Annotated in this window: 20 protein-coding genes and 1 pseudogene; 10 read left to right on the forward strand and 11 right to left on the reverse strand. The window is 65.2% G+C overall.

Annotation, left to right across the window (positions count from 1 at the left end):
* The 3 genes and pseudogenes from dnaG to DY467_RS04800 all read right to left on the reverse strand — a co-directional run.
* On the reverse strand, window positions 1-1,308 hold a 1,308-nt coding region (gene dnaG, locus DY467_RS04790), incomplete at its 3' end, for a DNA primase (RefSeq protein WP_164634529.1).
* Between the two features lie 274 nt (window positions 1,309-1,582).
* A pseudogene (locus DY467_RS04795) lies at window positions 1,583-1,846 on the reverse strand (VOC family protein); the annotation flags it as partial.
* Between the two features lie 69 nt (window positions 1,847-1,915).
* Window positions 1,916-3,115 (reverse strand): IS256 family transposase, encoded by a 1,200-nt coding sequence (locus DY467_RS04800; RefSeq protein ID WP_164634305.1) that lies wholly within the window; start codon window positions 3,113-3,115, stop codon window positions 1,916-1,918.
* A gap of 917 nt (window positions 3,116-4,032) precedes the next feature.
* Between DY467_RS04800 and DY467_RS04805 the strand changes: the two genes are divergently transcribed.
* Window positions 4,033-4,275 (forward strand): LIM domain-containing protein, encoded by a 243-nt coding sequence (locus DY467_RS04805; protein ID WP_011156850.1) that lies wholly within the window; start codon window positions 4,033-4,035, stop codon window positions 4,273-4,275.
* A gap of 16 nt (window positions 4,276-4,291) precedes the next feature.
* On the opposite strand, the gene DY467_RS04810 is transcribed toward DY467_RS04805, so the two are convergent.
* Entirely contained in the window at window positions 4,292-4,699 is a 408-nt protein-coding gene (locus tag DY467_RS04810; protein ID WP_164634307.1) for a gamma-glutamylcyclotransferase family protein, read from the reverse strand.
* Window positions 4,700-4,859: 160 nt separating this feature from the next.
* Here DY467_RS04810 and DY467_RS04815 point away from each other — a divergent pair, with 160 nt between their 5' ends.
* The gene (locus DY467_RS04815; RefSeq protein ID WP_164634309.1) at window positions 4,860-5,645 is read left to right on the forward strand and encodes an N-formylglutamate amidohydrolase; all 786 of its coding nucleotides are present in this window, start codon (window positions 4,860-4,862) and stop codon (window positions 5,643-5,645) included.
* A gap of 136 nt (window positions 5,646-5,781) precedes the next feature.
* Here DY467_RS04815 and DY467_RS04820 read toward each other — a convergent pair whose 3' ends face one another.
* Entirely contained in the window at window positions 5,782-6,399 is a 618-nt protein-coding gene (locus DY467_RS04820) for a LysE family translocator (protein WP_107343423.1), read from the reverse strand.
* A 129-nt stretch (window positions 6,400-6,528) separates the two neighbouring features.
* Between DY467_RS04820 and DY467_RS04825 the strand changes: the two genes are divergently transcribed.
* Both DY467_RS04825 and DY467_RS04830 read left to right on the forward strand, forming a co-directional pair.
* Complete coding sequence (locus DY467_RS04825) at window positions 6,529-6,843, forward strand: ArsR/SmtB family transcription factor (RefSeq protein WP_164634318.1); 315 nt, start codon at window positions 6,529-6,531, stop codon at window positions 6,841-6,843.
* Window positions 6,836-7,315, forward strand: a complete 480-nt coding sequence (locus DY467_RS04830) for an SRPBCC family protein (RefSeq protein WP_164634320.1) — start codon at window positions 6,836-6,838, stop codon at window positions 7,313-7,315. Before DY467_RS04825 ends, DY467_RS04830 begins: the two co-directional genes overlap by 8 nt.
* Before the next feature lie 194 nt (window positions 7,316-7,509).
* Here the strand turns inward: DY467_RS04830 and DY467_RS04835 are convergent, their stop codons facing one another.
* The gene (locus DY467_RS04835) at window positions 7,510-8,352 is read right to left on the reverse strand and encodes a DUF2189 domain-containing protein (protein WP_164634322.1); all 843 of its coding nucleotides are present in this window, start codon (window positions 8,350-8,352) and stop codon (window positions 7,510-7,512) included.
* A 637-nt stretch (window positions 8,353-8,989) separates the two neighbouring features.
* Between DY467_RS04835 and DY467_RS04840 the strand changes: the two genes are divergently transcribed.
* The gene (locus DY467_RS04840) at window positions 8,990-9,988 is read left to right on the forward strand and encodes an HlyD family secretion protein (RefSeq protein WP_349627610.1); all 999 of its coding nucleotides are present in this window, start codon (window positions 8,990-8,992) and stop codon (window positions 9,986-9,988) included.
* Between the two features lie 10 nt (window positions 9,989-9,998).
* Window positions 9,999-11,579 carry a DHA2 family efflux MFS transporter permease subunit gene (locus tag DY467_RS04845; RefSeq protein ID WP_164634324.1) on the forward strand — a complete coding sequence of 527 codons (1,581 nt, stop codon included), beginning with the start codon at window positions 9,999-10,001 and terminating at the stop codon, window positions 11,577-11,579.
* Window positions 11,580-11,770: 191 nt separating this feature from the next.
* Here the strand turns inward: DY467_RS04845 and DY467_RS04850 are convergent, their stop codons facing one another.
* Complete coding sequence (locus DY467_RS04850; protein WP_011156842.1) at window positions 11,771-12,226, reverse strand: GatB/YqeY domain-containing protein; 456 nt, start codon at window positions 12,224-12,226, stop codon at window positions 11,771-11,773.
* Window positions 12,227-12,385: 159 nt separating this feature from the next.
* Window positions 12,386-13,090 carry an alpha/beta fold hydrolase gene (locus DY467_RS04855; protein ID WP_164634326.1) on the reverse strand — a complete coding sequence of 235 codons (705 nt, stop codon included), beginning with the start codon at window positions 13,088-13,090 and terminating at the stop codon, window positions 12,386-12,388.
* Between the two features lie 148 nt (window positions 13,091-13,238).
* Here DY467_RS04855 and carA point away from each other — a divergent pair, with 148 nt between their 5' ends.
* The gene (carA, locus tag DY467_RS04860) at window positions 13,239-14,432 is read left to right on the forward strand and encodes a glutamine-hydrolyzing carbamoyl-phosphate synthase small subunit (protein WP_107354597.1); all 1,194 of its coding nucleotides are present in this window, start codon (window positions 13,239-13,241) and stop codon (window positions 14,430-14,432) included.
* A gap of 232 nt (window positions 14,433-14,664) precedes the next feature.
* Window positions 14,665-15,189, forward strand: coding sequence for a hypothetical protein (locus DY467_RS04865; RefSeq protein ID WP_164634328.1), 525 nt, complete (start codon window positions 14,665-14,667; stop codon window positions 15,187-15,189).
* A gap of 255 nt (window positions 15,190-15,444) precedes the next feature.
* Here DY467_RS04865 and DY467_RS04870 read toward each other — a convergent pair whose 3' ends face one another.
* Window positions 15,445-15,972 (reverse strand): Dps family protein, encoded by a 528-nt coding sequence (locus DY467_RS04870; RefSeq protein ID WP_107346473.1) that lies wholly within the window; start codon window positions 15,970-15,972, stop codon window positions 15,445-15,447.
* 280 nt (window positions 15,973-16,252) lie between these two features.
* Here DY467_RS04870 and DY467_RS04875 point away from each other — a divergent pair, with 280 nt between their 5' ends.
* Window positions 16,253-16,948 carry a class I SAM-dependent methyltransferase gene (locus tag DY467_RS04875; RefSeq protein ID WP_164634535.1) on the forward strand — a complete coding sequence of 232 codons (696 nt, stop codon included), beginning with the start codon at window positions 16,253-16,255 and terminating at the stop codon, window positions 16,946-16,948.
* Window positions 16,949-17,207: 259 nt separating this feature from the next.
* Here DY467_RS04875 and DY467_RS04880 read toward each other — a convergent pair whose 3' ends face one another.
* Complete coding sequence (locus tag DY467_RS04880; protein WP_164634330.1) at window positions 17,208-18,317, reverse strand: ATP-dependent DNA helicase; 1,110 nt, start codon at window positions 18,315-18,317, stop codon at window positions 17,208-17,210.
* Window positions 18,318-18,539: 222 nt separating this feature from the next.
* Between DY467_RS04880 and DY467_RS26160 the strand changes: the two genes are divergently transcribed.
* Window positions 18,540-18,695, forward strand: a complete 156-nt coding sequence (locus DY467_RS26160; RefSeq protein ID WP_199852195.1) for a hypothetical protein — start codon at window positions 18,540-18,542, stop codon at window positions 18,693-18,695.
* 182 nt (window positions 18,696-18,877) lie between these two features.
* Here DY467_RS26160 and flbD read toward each other — a convergent pair whose 3' ends face one another.
* Window positions 18,878-20,257 (reverse strand): sigma-54-dependent transcriptional regulator FlbD, encoded by a 1,380-nt coding sequence (flbD, locus tag DY467_RS04885; RefSeq protein WP_107343410.1) that lies wholly within the window; start codon window positions 20,255-20,257, stop codon window positions 18,878-18,880.
* Window positions 20,258-20,275: the final 18 nt, after the last annotated feature.

Raw genomic sequence — 20,275 nt, forward strand, 5'->3', positions numbered from 1 at the left:
CCCGAATCCCCCGCCATAGCCGCCCCCAAATCCGCCCTGCGGGGCGAACGCGGCGCGCAGCCGGTCGGTGAGGTCCTGGCGATAGTGCTTGCGGACGATTTCGTCGCGGATTCCGTTGGATAGCTCGTTGATCCGGGCCTCGAGCGCCGCGCGCCGCTCCGGGGTGGCGAACATTCCGCCCTCCGCCTCGCGCGCCCACAACATGTCGGCGAGCGGCCGCGCCGCACGGATCACCTCCTCGACCGCGAGCCGGCCGCCGGCGCGGGCGAGATCGTCGGGATCCTGGCCTTCCGGCAGCAGCGCGAAGCGCAGGCTCTTGCCGGGCTTCAGATGCGGCAGCGCCAGATCGGCGGCGCGATACGCCGCCTTCTGGCCGGCGCGGTCGCCGTCGAAGCACAGGATCGGCTCGTCGGCCATCTTCCAGAGGTGCTGCAATTGCGCTTCGGTCAGCGCGGTGCCGAGCGGCGCGACGGTGGCGGGAAAACCGGCGGTGACCAGCGCGATGACGTCGACATAGCCCTCCACCACGATCACCGCGCCGCCGTCGTGCGCGGCTTTGCGCGCGGGCGCGTGGTTGTAGAGATTGTCGCCCTTGTGAAACAGCGGCGTCTCCGGCGAGTTCAGGTACTTCGCCGCGACGTCCTTCTCCAGCGCACGGCCACCGAACGCAATCACACGGCCGCGGAGATCGGTGATCGGAAACATCACGCGATCGCGGAATTTGTCGAACGGCACCGGAATATCAGGGCCCGCCGACAACAGCCCGGCCTCGATCATGTCGGGCACCGGCACGCCGTGCTTGCCGAGATACTCCTTCAGCGCGTAGCGCTCGTTCGACGCGTAGCCCAGGCGGAACTTGACCTGCGTGCCCGGCATGATGGCGCGATCGGCGAGATAACCGCGGGCGCGGGCGCCGGCGCGCGAGGCGAGATTGTCGGCGAAGTAATTCGCCGCCAGCTCCATCACGTCGTACAGCGATTTGCGGCGCTGCTCCTGGCGCGCGGACTCCTGCGTCTGCACCGGCAGTGCGACGCCGGCCATCGCCGCGAGCCGTTCGACCGCTTCCGGGAAATCGACACCCTCGGTCAGCATCACGAAGTCGAAGATCGAGCCGTTCTTGCCTGAGGAGAAGTCGAACCACGCCTGCTTCTCGTCATTGACGAAGAAGGACGGCGTCTTCTCCTGCTGGAACGGTGACAGCCCCTTCCACTCCCGCCCGGCCTTCTTCAGCTTGACGCGACGGCCGACCACCTCCGACACCGACAGCCGGGCTTTCAGATCGTCGAGGAACTGCGGCGAGAAGCGCATGGGCTCGGGAGGTTTTAGGGGCTTCAGCAAACAGCGCTCACCAGCGGCGCCAACCGACCATGGATATAGGCTCACGCGAGGTGAAGACGAGGTTGCGCCGAATTGTCCCGGCTATCCACAGCGCAAACAGAGATGAATCCTCGCCAACGCCGACGTCTCGAAGGATGAGAGCCCCATGGACCAGCCCCGCCACCCATGGTTCGAGACGACGCTTCGGGCCTCCTCACCATATGAGGTTGTGCCCGCGTCGCGATCCGACAAGAACCAGGACCACCTAGCGCTCGGACACCGGGGGTGACGGGATCTCTGCGAAGATTTCCAGCAGGTTTCCGTCGGGATCCCGGAAAAACAGTGTTCGGTGTCCAAAGCTCTGGTCCATCGGGGGCGATAACAATGCGACGCTCTTTTGGGCAAGCTCAGCAGCGCATCGATCGACCTCGGCCAGAGGTACGCGAAACGCCAGCTGAACCGATGCAATGCCTAACGGGATCGGAGGATCTGCAGCTGTCAACCTTGGTTTGGCGAGCGCAAGGACGTTACGATCGTGTCCCCTGGTGTGGTGTAGCTGGCGGCGGGTCACCGCGATGGCCTGGTGGGTCCGGGCCGGTCAGCTGGCGAATGCCGGGAGGCTGACGGCGGGATCATCGCCGATCGGGGCGATGGTTTCCAGCGTCATGTAGCGGGCGCGCTGCACCGCCCATTCGTCGTTCTGTTCGAGCAGGATGGCGCCGACCAGGCGGACGATGGCGTCTTCATTGGGGAAGATGCCGACCACTTCGGTGCGCCGCTTGATCTCGCCGTTGAGGCGCTCGATCGGATTGGTCGAGTGCAGCTTGGTGCGGTGCGCCGGTGGGAAGCTCATATAGGCCAGCACGTCGGTCTCCGCTTCGTCGAGGAAGGCCGCGAGCTTGGGCAGCTTCGGCCGCAGCTGATCGGCGACCCGGCGCCATTGCGCCTGTGCGGCGTCGGCGTCGTCCTGGGCGAAGGCGGTGGCGATGAAGGCGGAGACGACGCGGCGTCCGCTCTTGCCGGCGTGGGCCAGGACGTTGCGCATGAAGTGCACCCGGCAGCGCTGCCAGGTGGCGTTCAGCACCTTGCTGACCGCGGCCTTGATGCCCTCGTGGGCGTCGGAGATCACCAGCTTGACGCCGCGCAGGCCGCGGCGGGCGAGCTTGCGCAGGAACGCGGTCCAGAACGTCTCGGCTTCAGAGGGGCCGATATCGAGCCCGAGAATCTCGCGCCGTCCATCGCTGTTGACGCCGACGGCGACAATCACCGCGACCGAGACGATGCGGCCGGCCTGGCGGACTTTGACGTAGGTGGCGTCGATCCACAGATACAGCCAGTCGCCCTCGATCGGTCGGCCGAGAAAGGCCTTCACCTTGCCGTCGATCTCCTCGCACAGCCGACTGACCTGGCTCTTGGAGATGCCGCTCATCCCCATCGCCTTGACCAGGTCGTCGACCGAACGGGTCGAGACGCCGTGCACATAGGCCTCCTGGATCACCGCGGTGAGCGCCTTCTCGGCCATCCGGCGCGGCTCCAGGAAACCGGGGAAGTAGCTGCCCTTGCGCAGCTTCGGGATCCGCAGTTCGACCGTTCCGGCCCGGGTCTCCCAGTCCCGCTCCCGATAGCCGTTGCGCTGCGCCAGCCGCTCCGGCGTCTTCTCGCCATAGCCGGCGCCGGTCAGGCTGCCGACCTCCATCTCCATCAGTCGCTGGGCGGCAAAGCCGATCATCTCGCGCAGCAAATCGGCGTCGGGGGTCTTCTCCACGAGCGCGCGCAGGTTCATCATGTCGTCGGTCATCGGTGAAATCCTCGGTCAGGTTGGTGTCGCAACCCGATCCTACCGGAGACATCGCCGATGACCGCCGCTCGCTCGCTACGGCGCTATGGGGCGCGCTCGCGAGCGGCTCCGCTACCGCCCAGTTACACCACTTGGGGGGACGCGACCGACGTTACCGCCGACCCGATACTCCACCCAGTTCGGGGACAGCTCCCGAATCAATGAAAACCCAAGCAAATCACCATAAAATGTCCGCATCGCAGGCATGTTGCGAGCGATAACGGCCGTGTAGTCGATCGCACAAATCTGAGACAGGGCGGATAGGGGATACTGCTTGAGCCCTCCAATCTGGAGCTTCCCGGTGTCACCGAACGCCCCTCGCTCTGGAGCGATCTCACATGAAGCTATGTCGTCTTCATCAAAAGCAGTTTCGGCAATCGCGTAGGGCGGTCCGTCGTACCAACTTGTGTCGTCACCGCGATCGAGACGTATCGCTGTGATCGTACGTGTGCCGATATCCGTGCATCGCCATCGTCCGGCTTCCGTCACAAACTCCAGCCCAATTCGAAAGTCTGAGTGGTTCATAAAATGATCTGCCCGGATGCGGAGCGGGTACTATTTGCGTCGCCCGTGTCAGCCTCTAGTTGTCAGCTATATCAAAGCTACTTTAGCGCGAACAAACTAGGTTGCACACGCATGTCATCACCTCGCAATATTTCGCATTGCGGCATAGTCGATACCCTTGTAAACCCGCGACAATTCGCAAGCGGAGCCGGTTTGATCCAGCTCATTGCTGCACCGCGCAAGCGGGATTGAACTGCCGCACCCTGCGCAATGCGGGGGAGTCGGGGGAGAACGATCAGCCAAGGCTTAAAGGGCTCACCCGCGTCGCTTCCGAAGTTCTGGAGCGTCGCGTTCGAACGATAAGGAGCCAGATCATGGCTAATTGTGCCCATTGCAATGCGCAGATGACGTCGCTCGGCGTGGAAGCCATCGACGGGGTGTACGAGATCCATTCCTGGAAATGCGACGACTGCGGCCACGTGCTCGATATCGCCACCGCTTCGGTCGAAGCCTATGACTTTCCGAGCTTCTGCCTCACCGAGCCGGGCGATCCGGATTGGCTGACCCTGCTGCCGCTGGCCGCCAATGCGCGGATCGAGCTGCACCTTACCGGCTAGAAGTCTTCAGGCCCTTTCAGCCGGAAAACGCTTCCGGCTGAAACCGCCCCGTTTCGATGCGCGGTAGCCGCGCCACATCCCAATTGTAATAGTACACGAACGCGTCGAGCTCGGTGCCGCCTGCCAGCGTCACGCGGGCGATCTCGCGCCGGTACTCCGCGCGCTGGTCGCGCGGCCCGCAGCCTTCATAATCGTCGAGCTGCGTCAACACCTCGTCCGGCCGATGCAGCCGGAACACTTCGCCGTGAACGCGGTCGGCCGGATCATCCGACGGCACCAGGCCGGGATAGTGCCGCACCAGATACAGCCGACCCGGCATCGAAGCTGCCCCGAGAAACTCCGCATTCGACGACAGCAGCCGGGCCATCGGATGGTCGTAGCCGCGCATCAGCGTGCCGTAAACGAACAGACGATCGGACATCATTCACCGCAACTTCAGCAAGTCGGGCCGAAGCTATCCAAACGTCGGCGGGATGTCATGCCCGGTTCGTGACGGCGAAGTTCAATCGTCTCGACGCCGCGCCGGCGAATCCGCTACCGATTCGGTGGGGCTCGGACGACAAAAGGCATAGGCAGGTTGGGTGATGGACGGCGTGCGCGATAATTTCCTCAGCCTCGATGCCGGAGAGCCTCCGGTGATCGAGCGCAATCAGAACGGACAATCGCCGTTCCTGCTGGTGTGTGACCATTACGGCCGCCGGATCCCGGCACAGCTCGGCGATCTCGGCCTGCCCGAAGCCGAACTGACGCGCCACATCGCCTGGGACGTCGGCATCGCAGGCGTCGCCGAACGGGTGTCCGACGTGCTCGGCGCACATCTGATCGCGCAGCGCTATTCGCGGCTGGTGATCGACTGCAATCGGCCGCCAAGCGCCGAGAGTTCGATCCCGCTGGTCAGCGAGGCGACGACGATCCCCGGCAACGACGGACTGACTCGCGAGCATGCCGCGGAGCGGCGGCGGCTGATTTTCGATCCGTATCACCAGCGGATCGAGGCGGCGATCGAAGATCGGCAATTATCCGGCCAGCCGACCGTGCTGCTGGCGTTGCATTCGTTCACGCCGGTGTATCACGGCATGGCACGGCCCTGGCACATCGGCACGCTGTATCAGGACTGCACCGTGCTGCCGCCGCTGCTGCTCGCCGAGCTGCGGCGCGAGCCGGACCTGGTTGTCGGCGACAACCAGCCTTACGCGGTCGCCGACGGCACCGACTACACCATTCCGGTGCACGGCACCGCACGCGGCCTGATCACTTCGGGCATCGAAATCCGCCAGGATCAGATCACCGACGAGGCCGGCCAGGTGGAATGGGCTAGCCGGCTCACACGCGTTCTGAGCGCGATCGGCGACACGCTGCGGCAACAGTAGGCGCTGCGATAGCGGCACCACCGCAACCTCGCTGATTCATTGCGAGCCACGGCGAAACAATCCAGATGCGCCGAGCCCTCGGGAGCCGGATTGCTTCGTCGGCTTAGCCTACCTATGACAAGGCAAAGGCCGCGCCTTACTTCGCCCGGCTGAGCGCAAGCCAGACACCGCCGCCGATCATGAAGCCGCCGGAGATCCGCGACAGCAGCCGCGTCCGGTGCGCGGAGAACATCGTGCGGGCGCGGCCGGCGAGCAGCGCGTAGATCGCATCCGTCATCGCCGCGATCACCATGAAGGTGACGCCGAGCAGCGCCACCTGCGGCACCGTCTCGCGCTGCATGTCGACGAACTGCGGAATGAACGCGCCGAAGAACACCAGCACCTTCGGATTTGCCAGCAGCACCAAGAAGCCCTGCAGGAAGAAGCCGCCGCGCGGCGGAGGCGGCGGCTGATCGGTCGACAGACCTTCGACCGGCTTCCGGATCAGGCCGATGCCGAGCCACACCAGATAGGCTGCGCCGAGAAACCGTACCCAGTCGAACCAATAGCCCATCGTCGCCATCAGCGTGGTGAGACCGGCAGCGACCAGCGCGATCACCAGACCAAGCCCGAGCTGCGCACCGGCGATGTTCAGCAATGCTGCGCGGGTGCCGTGACGCAGGCCGTTGGCGATCACCAGCGTCACCACCGGCCCCGGCAGCAGAGCGAGCACGATGCAGGCGGTGACGAAGGTCAGGTACATTTCGAGAGACATGGCATTCCCATTCACGCAACGATTCCAGCCGAGACGTTAGCAGCCCTGCGCGACTGCGACGACTGGCGAAAAGGCCGCGTCGCTGCTCGGTGTTGACACGCAACCTTTTGGTTGCCTATTATCGCCGCCATGGATGAGGTCTTCAAAGCGCTGGCGGATGGTTCGCGGCGCGCCCTTTTGGACAGGCTCCACGCCCGTAACGGGCAGACGCTGAGCGATCTCTGCAACGGCCTCGCGATGACGCGGCAGGCCGTGACCAAGCACCTTGCGATTCTCGAAGCAGCCAATCTGGTCGCCACGGTCAAACACGGCCGCGAGAAGCTCCACTACCTGAACCCGGTGCCGATCCACGAGATCGGCGACCGCTGGATCAGGAAATTCGAGCGCGGCCGGCTCGCCGCCCTCAGCGACCTGAAACGCAAATTGGAGACGCGCGATGAGTAAGCCGGAATTCGCCTACGTCACCTATATCCGCACCACGCCGGAGCGGCTGTGGCACGCGTTGACCGACGCCGATTTCACCCGGCGCTACTGGATGGACTGCACGCTGCGCTCGGACTGGACGGTCGGTTCGGAAATGACGATGGAGCGAGGTGGCGAGATCAAGAACCGCTGCACCATCGTGGAGTCCGATCCGCCGCGTCGGCTGGCGTACAATTGGGTCTCGGTGTGGGACCCGGCGATGCGCCAAGAGAAACCGTCCCGCGTCACCTACGAGATCGGGCCGCAAGGAGATCTCGTCAAGCTGACGGTCACCCACGAAGACTTCGACGAAGGCAGCGCGACATTACCGAGCATCAGCTTCGGTTGGCCGATGGTGCTGGCCAGCCTGAAGAGCATTTTGGAGACCGGAGAGCCGCTCCCGTTCGCCGCCCCGGCGCATGCCGCCGCGGAAGCCGCTCATGTGTCAGCGTAACCGCAGACGGAGCACAGCATGACCGATGTCAGCGGCTGGGTGCCGCACCGGACCGGCCGGCGATCCTGTCGTCGCTGAAGAGCCGGCTGGAAACCGGTCGGGCCCCGCGGAAGATGATCGCCGCGCTCCGGCGCGTCGACGTCACCGTCCCCCGCGCGCCGGAGTGAGACCGGCGCGTGTCGATCAGGAGGGCGTCAGCCTGTGGCGGCGCGCTTCGGCATCACCACAACGTTGCTGGTCTCGGACTCGCTCTCCGGCATCTCCGCGGCGACCGGCGCAACGATCTTTCGATACAGATGCCAGGTGGCATGACCGAGTACTGGCAGCGTCACCACCAGGCCCAGGAAATACGGCAGCGCCGAGAGCGCCAGCAGCACGACGATGGTGGCGGCCCAGCCAATCATCGGCAGCGGGCTCTTCACCACCGACCGAACGCTGGTCACCATCGCGGTGACGAAATCGACATCGCGATCCAGCAGCAGCGGGAACGACACCACCGTCAGCGAGAACAGCACCAAGGCCAGACAAGCGCCGACGCAATTGCCGACCGCGAGGAATACCAGGCCCTCGTTGGTGGTGAGCACCGCGGAGATGAATTCCTGCAGGCTGCCGAACGACGCGCCGACCCCGAGGAACAGCGCGATCAGCAGCCGGACCTGGTACATCCAGATCACGAACAGGAACAGCGTGACGAACGCCATCCAACCGAGTTCGCTGCGGCTGCGCATCAGGCCGATGATCTGCATCATCGACGGCCGCCTGCCGGCCTCGCGCTGCCGGCTGACTTCGTAAAGCCCGAGCGCAACGAACGGCCCAAGCAGCGCAAAGCCGGCGCCGAGCGGATAGGCCAGATACACCATATGGAAAGCCGTCAGACAGGCGAGGATCAGCAATCCGCCCGCTGCATAGAACGCGCCGAAAGCGAGGCCGTAGAGCGGCGCGGCCTGAAAGTCCCGCAGCCCCTGACCCAACGCTTCCGCAATGTCGCCGATCGTGATCGGCCGCACCACGGGATCAACCTTACCGGAGATCGACATGGTCGCTCCTCCCTGGTTCGTGGGCATCGTTCGTTATTAGTTGCATGTATTAAGGCGCGGAGTTCGACGACCGTCAATCAGCTTGGTAGCAAGCCGACCAATGCAAGCTATGCGTCTCGATTAGTTCCCGCCGCATCGCACAACTAACTCGCGTCGCAATAAGCGCGAAATTGGCCACTCACCGAGGCATTCGAACGGGTTTTGGCAATCTCGCCGTCCCCCCCTCCGCTGCCAGCGCGGTCGTCGAACCTCCTTTCACACCGTCGTGAACACTCGGACGAGCGAATTTTGTGTCGAGATCGCTGCCTCTGATCGCGGGGATCCTCTGCAGTTTCCGAATGGAACCTGTTTTGCACTGCAGTGTTGCTTCGGCTGGCGCGGCGATGCCGCGCGCAAGAGCGTTTTCCTCATGAGCACCTTGGACAGCCCCTCCTCCGCCAGTTCCGATTTCGCGGATCGCGACCGTCATTCTGCAGATGCCCGGCCTGAAGCGGCGCCTGCGCCGTCGCGATCACCGGCTCTCCCTCCGACCGAACAGCGACGCCGCGACGACGACACCCGCGACCGCCCCGGCAGCGAATCGGACCGCCGCGCGAACTCACCCGGCGGCCTTAAAGCGCTGATCGGTGGTCATCCAGTGGCGGCCAGCATCGGGGCGGTGCTGATCATCGCAGCGATCATCGGCGGCATTTTGTGGTGGCTGCATGCCCGCAACTACGAGAGCAGCGACGATGCTTTCATCGACACTCGCACGGTGCTGATCAGCCCACAGGTGTCGGGCGCGATCACCGGCGTCAACGTCACCGACAACCAGGTGGTCAAGGCGGGTGAACTGCTCGCCACCATCGACCCACGCGACTACAAGGCCGCGGTCGACCAGGCCGCCGCGCAGATCCTGCAGGCGCAAGCTTCCATCACCGATATCGAGGCTCAGATCGGTGCGCAGCAGGCGCAGATCCAGCAGGCCAATCAGCAGGTGCAGGAAGCGCAAGCCGCGCTCACCTTCGCCACCGATGAAAACCAGCGCTATCAGGAACTGGTACAGAAGGGCGCCGGCACCGTGCAGCGGGCCCAGCAGGCCGAGTCGGATTTCCGTGCCAAGAAGGCCGCGCTCGACGCCGCCAATGCCGCCAAGCTCGCCGCCGACCGCCAGATCGACGTGCTGCGCGCCAAGGTCGAGCAGGCCAAGGCCCAGCTCCAGGCCGCGCAGGCGCAGAAGGAGCAGGCCGATGCCAATCTGCAGCGCACCGAATTGCGCGCGCCGACCGACGGCCGCATCGCCAAGCTGACCGGCGCGGTCGGGGCGCTGGCCTCGCCGGGCCAGGCCATCATGGTGTTGGTGCCGCTCGACGTCTGGGTCACGGCCAATTTCAAGGAGACGCAACTCGAGCTGATGCGGGTCGGGCAGCCGGTCGACATTCACATCGACGCCTACGGCAAATCTTATCCCGGTCACGTCAACAGCATCCAGGCCGGCAGCGGCACGGCGTTCAGCCTGCTGCCCGCCGAGAACGCCACCGGCAACTACGTCAAGGTGGTGCAGCGCGTGCCGGTGAAGATCACCTTCGATCAGCCGCCGGATGTCGAGCTCGGCCCCGGCATGTCGGTGGTGCCGCGCGTCACCGTGCGGCCGTAAGGCTCTCGCCATGGCCGACAGCGAAGGCGAATATGGCGGCGCCAATCCGTGGCTGATCGCGGTGCTGGTGTCGGTCGCGACCTTCATGGAAGTGCTCGACACCACCATCGCCAACGTCGCGCTGCGTTACATCGCCGGCGGCCTCGCGGTGTCGGGCGACGAAGCCTCCTGGGTGGTCACCACCTATCTGGTCGCCAACTCGATCGTGCTGTGTGCGTCGGGCTGGATCGCTCAGATGTTCGGCCGCAAGAATTTCTTTCTGGTGTGCATCGCGCTGTTCACGGCGAGCTCGCTGCTGTGCGGCTTCGCCTGGAATCTGCAATCGCTGCTGGTGTTCCGGATCCTGCAGGGGCTGGCCGGCGGCGGCATGACGCCGGTGGCGCAGTCGATCCTCGCGGCGGCGTTTCCGCCGGCCAAGCGCGGCCAGGGTTTTGCGCTGTACGGCATCGCCGTGGTGGTGGCGCCGGTGGTCGGCCCGACGCTCGGCGGCTGGCTGAGTGATAACCTGTCATGGCACTGGTGCTTCCTGATCAACGTGCCGGTCGGTGTGATCACACTGGCGCTGATCTACCTGATCATTCCCTCCTCCGAAAAGCAGCGGCAGGAGCGCGAGAAGCTATGGGCGAAGGGACTCAACTTCGACATCGTCGGCTTCGTGCTGGTCGCGACCTTCCTCGGCGCACTCGAAGTCGTGCTCGACCGTGGACAGGTCGACGACTGGTTCGGCTCGACCTTCATCGTCACCTTCGCGATCATCTCTTCGGCGGCGCTGATCGCCTTCGTGCCGTGGGAGCTATCGCGGGAGCGGCCGCTGATCGACGTCAGGATGCTGACCGGCCGGCAGTTCGGCACCTGCTTCGTGATCATGCTGGCGACCGGCGCGCTCTTGATCGCCACCACCCAGATCGTGCCGCAGCTGCTGCAGGAGCGGTTCGGCTACACCGCGACGCTGGCCGGGCTGGTGATCTCGCCCGGCGGCCTCGTGACGATGGTGACGATGGTGATCGTCGGCCGGCTCGGCGGCTCGGTACAGCCGCGCTGGCTGATCGCGCTCGGCGCCACCATCGCCGGCGGCGCGATGATCGACCTCATGCGGATGTCGCCGGACGCCGACTACTGGTTCTTCGCGCTGTCGCGGATCTATCTCGGCATCGGCCTGCCGCTGATCTTCATCCCGATCACCACCGCGTCCTACGATGGCATCCCGCCCGACAAGACCGATCAGGCCTCGGCGATGATCAACCTCGCCCGTAATTTCGGCGGCTCGATCGGCGTGTCGATCAGCCAGACCGTACTGGCCCGGCGCGAGCAGTTTCATCAGAGCCGGCTGAGCGAACACGTCGGCTCGTGGAATCCGGTGCTGCACGACACGCTGGCGCAGATCCAAGGCTATCTCGGCACTCAGAACGCAACCGGCAGCAAGTCCGGCAGCGCGATGGCGGTGGTCGGACAGATGGTCGAAAACCAAGCCGCGCTGCTGGCGTATCTGGACGTGTTCGTCGCGCTCGGCCTGATCGCCGCCGCGATGATCCCGCTGGCGCTGTCGCTGCGCAGCGTCGACCGCAGCGCAAAGCCGGCGATGGGGCATTGAGAGGGGCGCGAGGTGGCGCGAGTCCGTCGTTGCAGCCTTCAGCCTCACGCATCGTCATTCCGGGGCGCCGCGGAGCGGCGAACCCGGAATCTCGAGGAGTTCATCCGGAGCGAGCGCCGCGCGTAGCAACTGCGGGATTCCGGGTTTACGCGCTACAGCGCGTGCCCCGGAATGACGGTGCTAGTTGGCGACTAACCCGTCAGCGCCGCCTTCACCATCCCGCTGGCCTTGCCGAAGTCCATCTGGCCGGCATATTTCGCCTTCAGGGCGCCGATCACCTTGCCCATGTCCTTGATGCCGGCGGCGCCGGTTTCGGAGATAGTGGCGGCGATCGCGGCTTTGACTTCGTCGTCGGACATCTGCTGCGGCAGGTAGGCCTGGATCACGGCGATCTCGGCGCGCTCCTGGTCGGCGAGTTCGGCGCGGCCGCCCTTGTCGTACAACTCGACCGATTCCTGGCGCTGCTTGATCATCTTCTGCAGCAGGCTGAGCAGATCGCCGTCCGACAGCGGCGGCTTGCCCTGGCCGCGCGCTTCGATGTCGGCGTTCTTGATGGTCGAGTTCACCATCCGCAGCGTCGACAGCTTGCGCTCGTCCTTGGCTTTCATCGCCTCTTTAACGGCGTTGTTGATGTCGTCGCGCAGCATGTCGGGCTCCTTCGTATTCGATGCGTCATTGCGAGGAGCGAAGCGACGAAGCAATCCAGAGGCCGCGAAAAGAGCCTGGATTGCTTCGCCTTCGGCTCGCAATAACGGAAAATGGCAAATCTGCCGCTGATGTAGGCGGTTCAGCCGGCCGAAACAACTCTAGTTCCGCAGCCAGTCCGCCAGCGCGGCGGCGGTGGCGGCGGGCTGCTCGATCTGCGGCAGGTGACCGCAATCGGGGATGATCACCAGCCGGGCGCCGCTGATGCCTTCCGCCATTTCCTGCGACAGGCTGTTCGGAATGGTGGTGTCCGTGTCGCCGGAAACCACCAGGGTCGGACAGCCGATTGTCCCCAGCGTGGGCCGGGAATCGGCACGGGCGATGATCGCCCGCTGCTGGCGGACGAAGCCGGCGGCGCCGACGTCGTCGCCCATATCGTGGACGATCCGCTGCAGCGCGGCGTCCTCGCGGCGCGACGGGTGGACAAAGCCGGGATACAGCTCGTCCAGCACCGCGTGCAGCCGGCCGGCCTCGGCTTCCCCGATCTGCCGGGTGCGGCGCTCGGTGGCTTCCGGACTGTCGGGCCGGGCCTGGGTGTTGATCAGCGCCAGCTTGGCGACCCGGTCCGGCGCCTGACGCATGATCTCGAACGCGATGTAGCCGCCCATCGAATGCCCGGCGAGCGCGAACCGCGCCGGCGCCTCGGCGAGAATCCGCCGTGCGATCGCCGCCATGCTGTCGTCGCGGATGTGGTTGGCGACCGTCACCGGCGAGCCGCAAGCCCATAGCGCGGGGAGGATCGGGGCGTAGATCCGTGGCGAGCCCGCCAAACCTGGCACCAGCACCACCGGCAATGATGTGTCCATTCAAGCTCTCCCCGCGCACGATTCTGCCCCTGCGCCCGCCGCGGAGCCTAGGACAGCCAAATTCCCTGTCAAATCTCGTCCAAAAGCGAACAATTGGAGGGGGGCGGCGCTTTGACGTCGGCAACGCCCGCGACTATGTAGTGCGCTCATGACCAATTCAGCATCCCATCCCGCTTGGCCGGACCACAAGCCGACCGCGCTGCTCGTGCTCGCCGATGGCACCGTGTTCGAGGGCTTCGGCCTCGGCGCAGAGGGCCACGCCGTCGGCGAGGTCTGCTTCAACACCGCGATGACCGGCTATGAGGAGATCCTCACCGATCCGTCCTACGCCGGGCAGCTCATCACCTTCACTTTCCCGCATATCGGCAACGTCGGCACCAACGACGAGGATATCGAGACGGTGAACATGGCGGCGACGCCCGGCGCGCGCGGCGTGATCCTGCGCAGCGCCATCACCGATCCGTCGAACTATCGCTCGGCGCGCCATCTCGACGCCTGGCTGAAGGCGCGCGGCATCATCGGCCTGTCGGGCATCGACACCCGCGCGCTGACCGCGCTGATCCGCAGCAAGGGGATGCCCAACGCGGTGATCGCGCATTCGCCGAACGGCGAATTCGACCTACACGCGCTGAAGGAAGAGGCCCGCGAGTGGCCCGGCCTGGAAGGCATGGACCTGGTGCCGATGGTCACCTCCGGCCAGCGCTTCACCTGGGACGAGACGCCGTGGGCATGGGGTGAAGGTTTCGGCCGGCAGGACAAGCCGGAGTTCAACGTCGTCGCGATCGACTACGGCATCAAGCGCAACATTCTGCGGCTGCTTGCCGGCGAAGGCTGCAAGGTCACCGTGGTGCCTGCCACCACCTCGGCCGAAGACATCCTGGCGATGAAGCCGGACGGCGTATTCCTGTCGAACGGCCCGGGCGATCCGGCTGCCACCGGCAAATACGCGGTGCCGGTGATCCAGAAGGTGATCGAGACCGGCGTGCCGACCTTCGGCATCTGCCTCGGCCACCAGATGCTCGGCCTCGCGCTCGGCGGCAAGACCGTGAAGATGCATCAAGGCCACCACGGCGCCAATCATCCGGTCAAGGATCTCACCACCGGCAAGGTCGAGATCACCTCGATGAACCACGGCTTCGCGGTCGACAAGTCGACCCTGCCGGCCAACGTGCAGCAGACCCACGTGTCGCTGTTCGACGACTCGAACTGCGGCATCGCGCTGGCCGACAAGCCGGTGTTCTCGGTGCAGTACCACCCCGAGGCCTCGCCCGGCCCGCAGGACTCGCACTATCTGTTCCGCCGCTTCACCGATCTGATGCGCGCGAAGAAAGCCGCCGCGTAACCGCGGCGGCCTTATTCATATCATCCTCTCGACTTGTCATTCCGGGGCGCGAGCGTAGCTCGCGAACCCGGAATCTGATCCGGGCACAGTCACCGCTAGATTCCGGGCTCGCGCCTGTCCGCGCGCCGCGGAATGACGGGTATCAGGCGGGTGACGAACGCGGGAACGCCCGGCGCGACGTCACGTTATCTCAGCAAGCTGATGATCCTTCCCTGCACGCGCTGGAGACGCCATGTCGCTTGCCCGCGACCAGATCAAACCGCTTGCGCTGGTGTTCGATGACGACGGGCTGATCCCGAACAACCCGCTGCCGTTACTGCTCTATAAGCACGCGGTCGACATCGGCGGCCGCGATCCGGAGCAAGCGATCGAGGATCTGTTCGAACGCAATGGTTGGGGCGATCGCTGGCGCAACGGGATTTTCGATTACCAGCACTATCACGCCACGGTGCATGAGGCGCTCGGCGTCGCGCGCGGTCGTGCGATGGTGCTGTTCGGCGGCGAACAAGGCGAGGCGATCGAGTTGACGCCGGGTGACGTCGCGGTGCTGCCGGCCGGCACCGGTCATAAATGCCTATTCGCCAGCCACGACTTCTCCGTGGTTGGCGCCTATCCGCCCGGGCCCAAGATGCAGGTCACACGTCCCACCCCGGACAATTATCGCAAGGCGCTGCAGACAGTTCCGAAGGTGCCGCTGCCGAAGACCGATCCGGTATACGGCAAGAACGGGCCGCTGCTGCGGCTGTGGGCGAAGTAAGCGGTAGGGTTCGTCGCACAGCGTCACGGGACGTTGGCACCTCTCCCCCGGGCGCGGGGAGAGGTCGACCGGCGCAGCCGGTCAGGTGACGGGGCGTGTCCACGAGGCCGAGAGTCGAAGATAAATTGAAGCTGCAACATCAGTGCGCGTGTCCCCCTCTCCCCGCAAGGGCGGGGTGAGGGAGTTCGCGGTGCTGCGGGAAGGCTATCTCTGGTAGCCTATTCAACGACGGCCTCTTGTAACGGCCGTCGACGCTTACGCCTCGTTGGCGCCTTCCTGGCGGGTGGCTTCGAACAAAAACCAGGTGCGCTTTTCGGTTTCGTCGATGAAATTCTCGAGCAGGCCGGCGCTGGCCGCATCCTTGCACTCGTCGACGATCTCGTGCGCCTTGCGCATTGCGGCTGCGACCTTCTTGTTGTCGTTCATCAGCTCGCGCAGCATCTCGCGCGGCGGCACGTAGTCGTCGTTGTTGTCCTGGATGGTCTGCAGCTTGGAGATATGGCTGATCGAGCGCAGCGTGGTGCCGCCGACCTTGCGAACACGCTCGGCGAGCTCGTCCGTGGTGGCGAGAATCTGCGCCGACTGTTCGTCGAGCAGCAGATGATAATCGCGGAAGTGACGGCCGCTGATATGCCAGTGGAAATTCTTGGTCTTCAGATACAGCGCAAACGAGTCGGCGAGCAGGCCGTTGAGCGCAGTCGAGATCTTCTCCACCGATTGCGGCGGCAGGTCGGTCGGGGTGTCGAGTTCGGGGGCGACGGAGGCGGATTTGGCTTTGGTCACGATGAAGCGTCCTGCGGTGATGCGGTTGACGGAGGGTGAATGCAACGGTCAGGCGGGGCGGCCGCAGCCCGGTCGATCCAAGCCGGTTCCGAAATCACGGTCTTGGATGTTTCGGCTGTGCATTGGTGTTTCCCGCGAAACACGTTAGACCCCTCATCAACGCGCTGCGTCCGGTGGCGTTCCATTCATGGAACAGCCATGCGAAGACAGCGGCACTGCACCGATCGGCCGTGATTTGGCCGCGTTCGGCCTGGTTCGGCGGGTGTTTCGGGGTCACGGGATGGACGACTGGATCGACTATTACGACTCCACCCACACGATCTATGTCAGCAAACGCCATCGCGACGTGCATTTTGCCGAGATCGCCAGGGACATCATCGACTACATCCCCTCTCCCGGTGCAGTGGTGCTGGACTATTCCTGCGGCGAAGCGCTATCGGCGCCCAGCGTCGCGGATGCCTGCGGCAAGCTGATCCTGGCGGAGCCCGCCCCCGGGGTGCGCGGCCGGCTGATTGCCCGCTACGCGCTCAACACCAAGATCCGGGTGCGGTCGCTCGACGACCTGCGCACCATGGCTGACGGGTCAGTCGACCTCGTGGTGATGAATTCAGTGGCGCAATACATGAAGCCGGCCGAACTCGACCAGGCCTTCGCGGTGATCCGGCGGCTGCTGTCGCCGCCCGGCAGCCTGGTGCTCGGCGATATCCTGCGGCCCGAAGTCGGGATGCCACGCGATGTGCTGTCGCTGCTACTGATGGCGCGCCGCCACGGCTTCATGAAGGACGCGCTGTGGGGACTGGCGCGAACCGCGCTGTCCGACTACCGCGAGCTGCGCACCAAGATCGGCTTGCAGCGTTACAGCGAGGCCGAAATGCTGGCCAAACTCACCGCCGCCGGCTTCATCCCCCGCCGCGCCGACCGCAACATCGGCCACAATCCGTGGCGGATGACTTTTGTGGCCCGGAAGGCGGAGTAACTGGCGGGTCGCGACCACTTGGAGCTCACTGCCTGGTGCGCCCTCACCCCACCCCTCTCCCGCAAGCGGGAGAGGGAGCAAGCAGTGCTCGGGGAGGTTCTCCGATCAAGTACATTTAGATTCGCGAGACAGCCCCAATCTCTTGAGTGCAAGCACGCGCTTTTCACGCCTAGCGCTGCCGCCGGCGCAGCGAACTCCCTCTCCCGCTTGCGGGAGAGGGCTGGGGTGAGGGCGACGCGGGCACAGACGGAGTGCCGCGCTACACCACCACGCTCAGCCGTTTCGCCGCCCTTGTGATGCCGGTGTAGAGCCAGCGGGCGCGGCTGTCCTGGAACGCAAAGCTCTCGTCGAACAGCACGACGTCATCCCATTGCGACCCCTGGCTCTTGTGCACGGTGAGCACGTAGCCGTAGTCGAACTCGTCGTAGGGCTTGCGCTGATCCCAGCTGATATCTTCGATGCCGCCGGAGAAACACTCCTGACGTACCGAGACTTTGGTGAGGCGGCCGCCGAACTCCTCATCGGGCGTCACCCGCATGGTGATGATCTTGGTCTTGATAGGCGACCGCGACTTCACCCGCCACAGCCCGCCGTTAAACAGCGCCTTCTTGCGGTTGTTGCGCAGGCACACCAGCTTGTCGCCGCCGACCGGAAACGGATCTTCGATGTTCAGCCGCTGCCGGAAACGCGCGTTGTAGGCGCGGCGGGTGTTATTGCGGCCGACCAGCACCTGATCAGCATCCATCACGCGCTGCGGATCGAGCTGATCGCGCGTCACCACCTCGGTGTCGCCATAGCGGCCGCGTTCGAGTCCCCTGCCCTCGCGCACGTCCATCGACAGCCGGACGATCGGATCGTCCTGCGCCTGACGGTGAACTTCGGTCAGCATTACGTCGGGCTCGGCGTTGGTGAAAAAGCCACCGCCCTGGATCGGCGGCAACTGCGCCGGATCGCCGAGCACCAGCAGCGGGCAATCGAACGACATCAGGTCGCGGCCGAGCTCTTCGTCGACCATCGAGCATTCGTCGATCACGATCAGCTTCGCTTTCGACGCCGGCGCGTCGTCCCACAGCTCGAAGCTCGGCTGTTCGACGCCGCTCTCCTTGGTGCGGTAGATCAGCGAATGGATGGTGGAGGCGTCGTCGCACCCCTTGTTGCGCATCACCAGCGCCGCCTTGCCGGTAAAGGCGGCGAACTTGACCTCGCCATCGACACCTTCGGCGATCTCTCGCGCCAGCGTGGTCTTGCCGGTACCGGCGAATCCGAACAGCCGGAACACCAGCGGTGTGCCGTTGCGGCCGGGCTTGGCTTTGAGCCAGGCGCCGACGGCTTTCAGCGCCTCGTCCTGGACAGGGGTGAAGGTGGTCATGGGCTTTCGGAACTGGCGCGGGGCGCCCCGCGACTCGGCTGGCTGCAAGCTAGCGTCTGGGGGCGGCAGTGCAAGTCGGAGGGGCGTGGTGGCTGGGGGCCCTTCCTGCAGCGCCGCAGCCGTTTGCCGCGGCCGTTCGGCTTTGGCCGCCTTGCCGCCGGCACGATCCTGCGCCAATGCTCGCACCTGCGGCCGCATGGCCGGCGATCCTAAAGGCGAGCGATGAAGCGGTTCGGGATGTTCATGTTCTACGTGGTCGGCGCGCTCGCCTGCGGCTACCTCGCGCTGTACGCCTACGCGATGCTGACCACGCCGAAGTTAACGCCCGGCGATCCGATCCGGATCTTCCGCAACCCCGACGCACCGAAATATTCGTGATCTCAATTGTTGTCATTCCGGAGCGCGCGACGCGCGAGCCCGGAATGACGGTGGACGGGAGCTGGTCTCTTGAGAGAGCGCCCCTCTCCGCCCCACCTCCTTTCAGGAGGAGGGGCGGAGGAGAGACCTTCCAGAGGGGGCCGGAGGCTCTCTTCAGGGTCGCGGAAACACGAATATGGCGCTCAACCCATCGACACGAAGGCGCGGGGCTCGCCGCCGCCGGCGGGCGGGATCGGCAGGCCGCCGTCGGCATATTCGTTGAGCTTGTTGCGCAGCGTGCGAATCGAGATGCCGAGGATGTTGGCCGCATGGGTGCGGTTGCCGAGGCAGTGCTTCAGCGTCTCCAGGATTAGATCACGCTCGACGTCGGCCACGGTACGACCGACCAGCGCGCGAGTGACCTGCTCGGCCGCGAAGGTGGCATGCGCCACCGCCGGCGGGGTCTTGGCTTGATCCAGCCGGTCACCGTCCGGCGTGATGATGGCTTCTGGGCCGATCTCGTCGCCCTGCGCCATCAGCACCGCGCGGTGGATGGTGTTTTCCAGTTCGCGAACGTTGCCCGGCCAGCGATTGGTGGTGAGCACGCGGCGCGCTTCGGCCGACAGCGGCCGCAGCGGCACGCCATTGGCGTCGGCGTATTTCTTGGCGAAGTGCTGCGCGAGTTCGAGGATGTCGGCCGGCCGCTCGCGCAGCGGCGGGATCTTCAGATTGACGACGTTGAGCCGGAACAGCAGGTCCTCGCGGAAGGTGCCTTCGCGCACCGCTTCCGAGAGATTGCGGTTCGAGGTGGCGAGGATGCGGATGTCGACCGGCACCGGGCTCTTGCCGCCGACGCGGTCGATCACCCGCTCCTGAATCGCGCGCAGCAGCTTGGACTGCAGACGCACGTCCATTTCGGAGATTTCGTCGAGCAGCAGGGTGCCGCCGCTGGCTTCTTCGAACTTGCCGATACGGCGGGCCACGGCGCCGGTGAAGGCGCCCTTCTCGTGGCCGAACAGTTCGGATTCCAAAAGGTGTTCGGGGATCGCCGCGCAGTTGATGCTGATGAACGGCTTCTTGGCGCGATTGGAACGGCTGTGGACGTAGCGCGCGAGCACCTCCTTGCCGGTGCCGGACTCGCCGGTGATCATCACCGAGGCTTCGGAGCCGGCGATCTGCTGCGCCAGCTTCACCACCTTGGCCATAGCGTCGTCGCGGTACACCAGCTCTCGGCTGTCGTTCGCCACCGCCGCCAGCACCGCGGCGATCAGCTCCGGATCCGGCGGCAGCGGGATGTACTCCTTGGCGCCGGCATGGATTGCGGCAACCGCGGCGCGGGCATCGGAGGCGATGCCGCAGGCGACGATCGGCACGTGGATGTGCTCGGCCTCCAGCCGCATCACCAGATCGCGGATATCGAGCGCGACATCGACCAGCAGCAGGTCGGCGCCCTTGCCGCCTCGCAACACCCGCATCGCCTGTTCGTTGTCGGCGGCGTGCGTGACCGACGCACCGTTATCGATCGCGATCTTGGTCGCGGTGGTGAGTTGGCCCTTCAGGGTGCCGACGATGAGAAGCCGCATGGATTGCTCCTAGATCTC

Origin of the sequence: Rhodopseudomonas sp. BR0G17 (genome assembly GCF_010907025.1) — a bacterium.
GTDB classification, from domain to species: domain Bacteria; phylum Pseudomonadota; class Alphaproteobacteria; order Rhizobiales; family Xanthobacteraceae; genus Rhodopseudomonas; species Rhodopseudomonas palustris_H.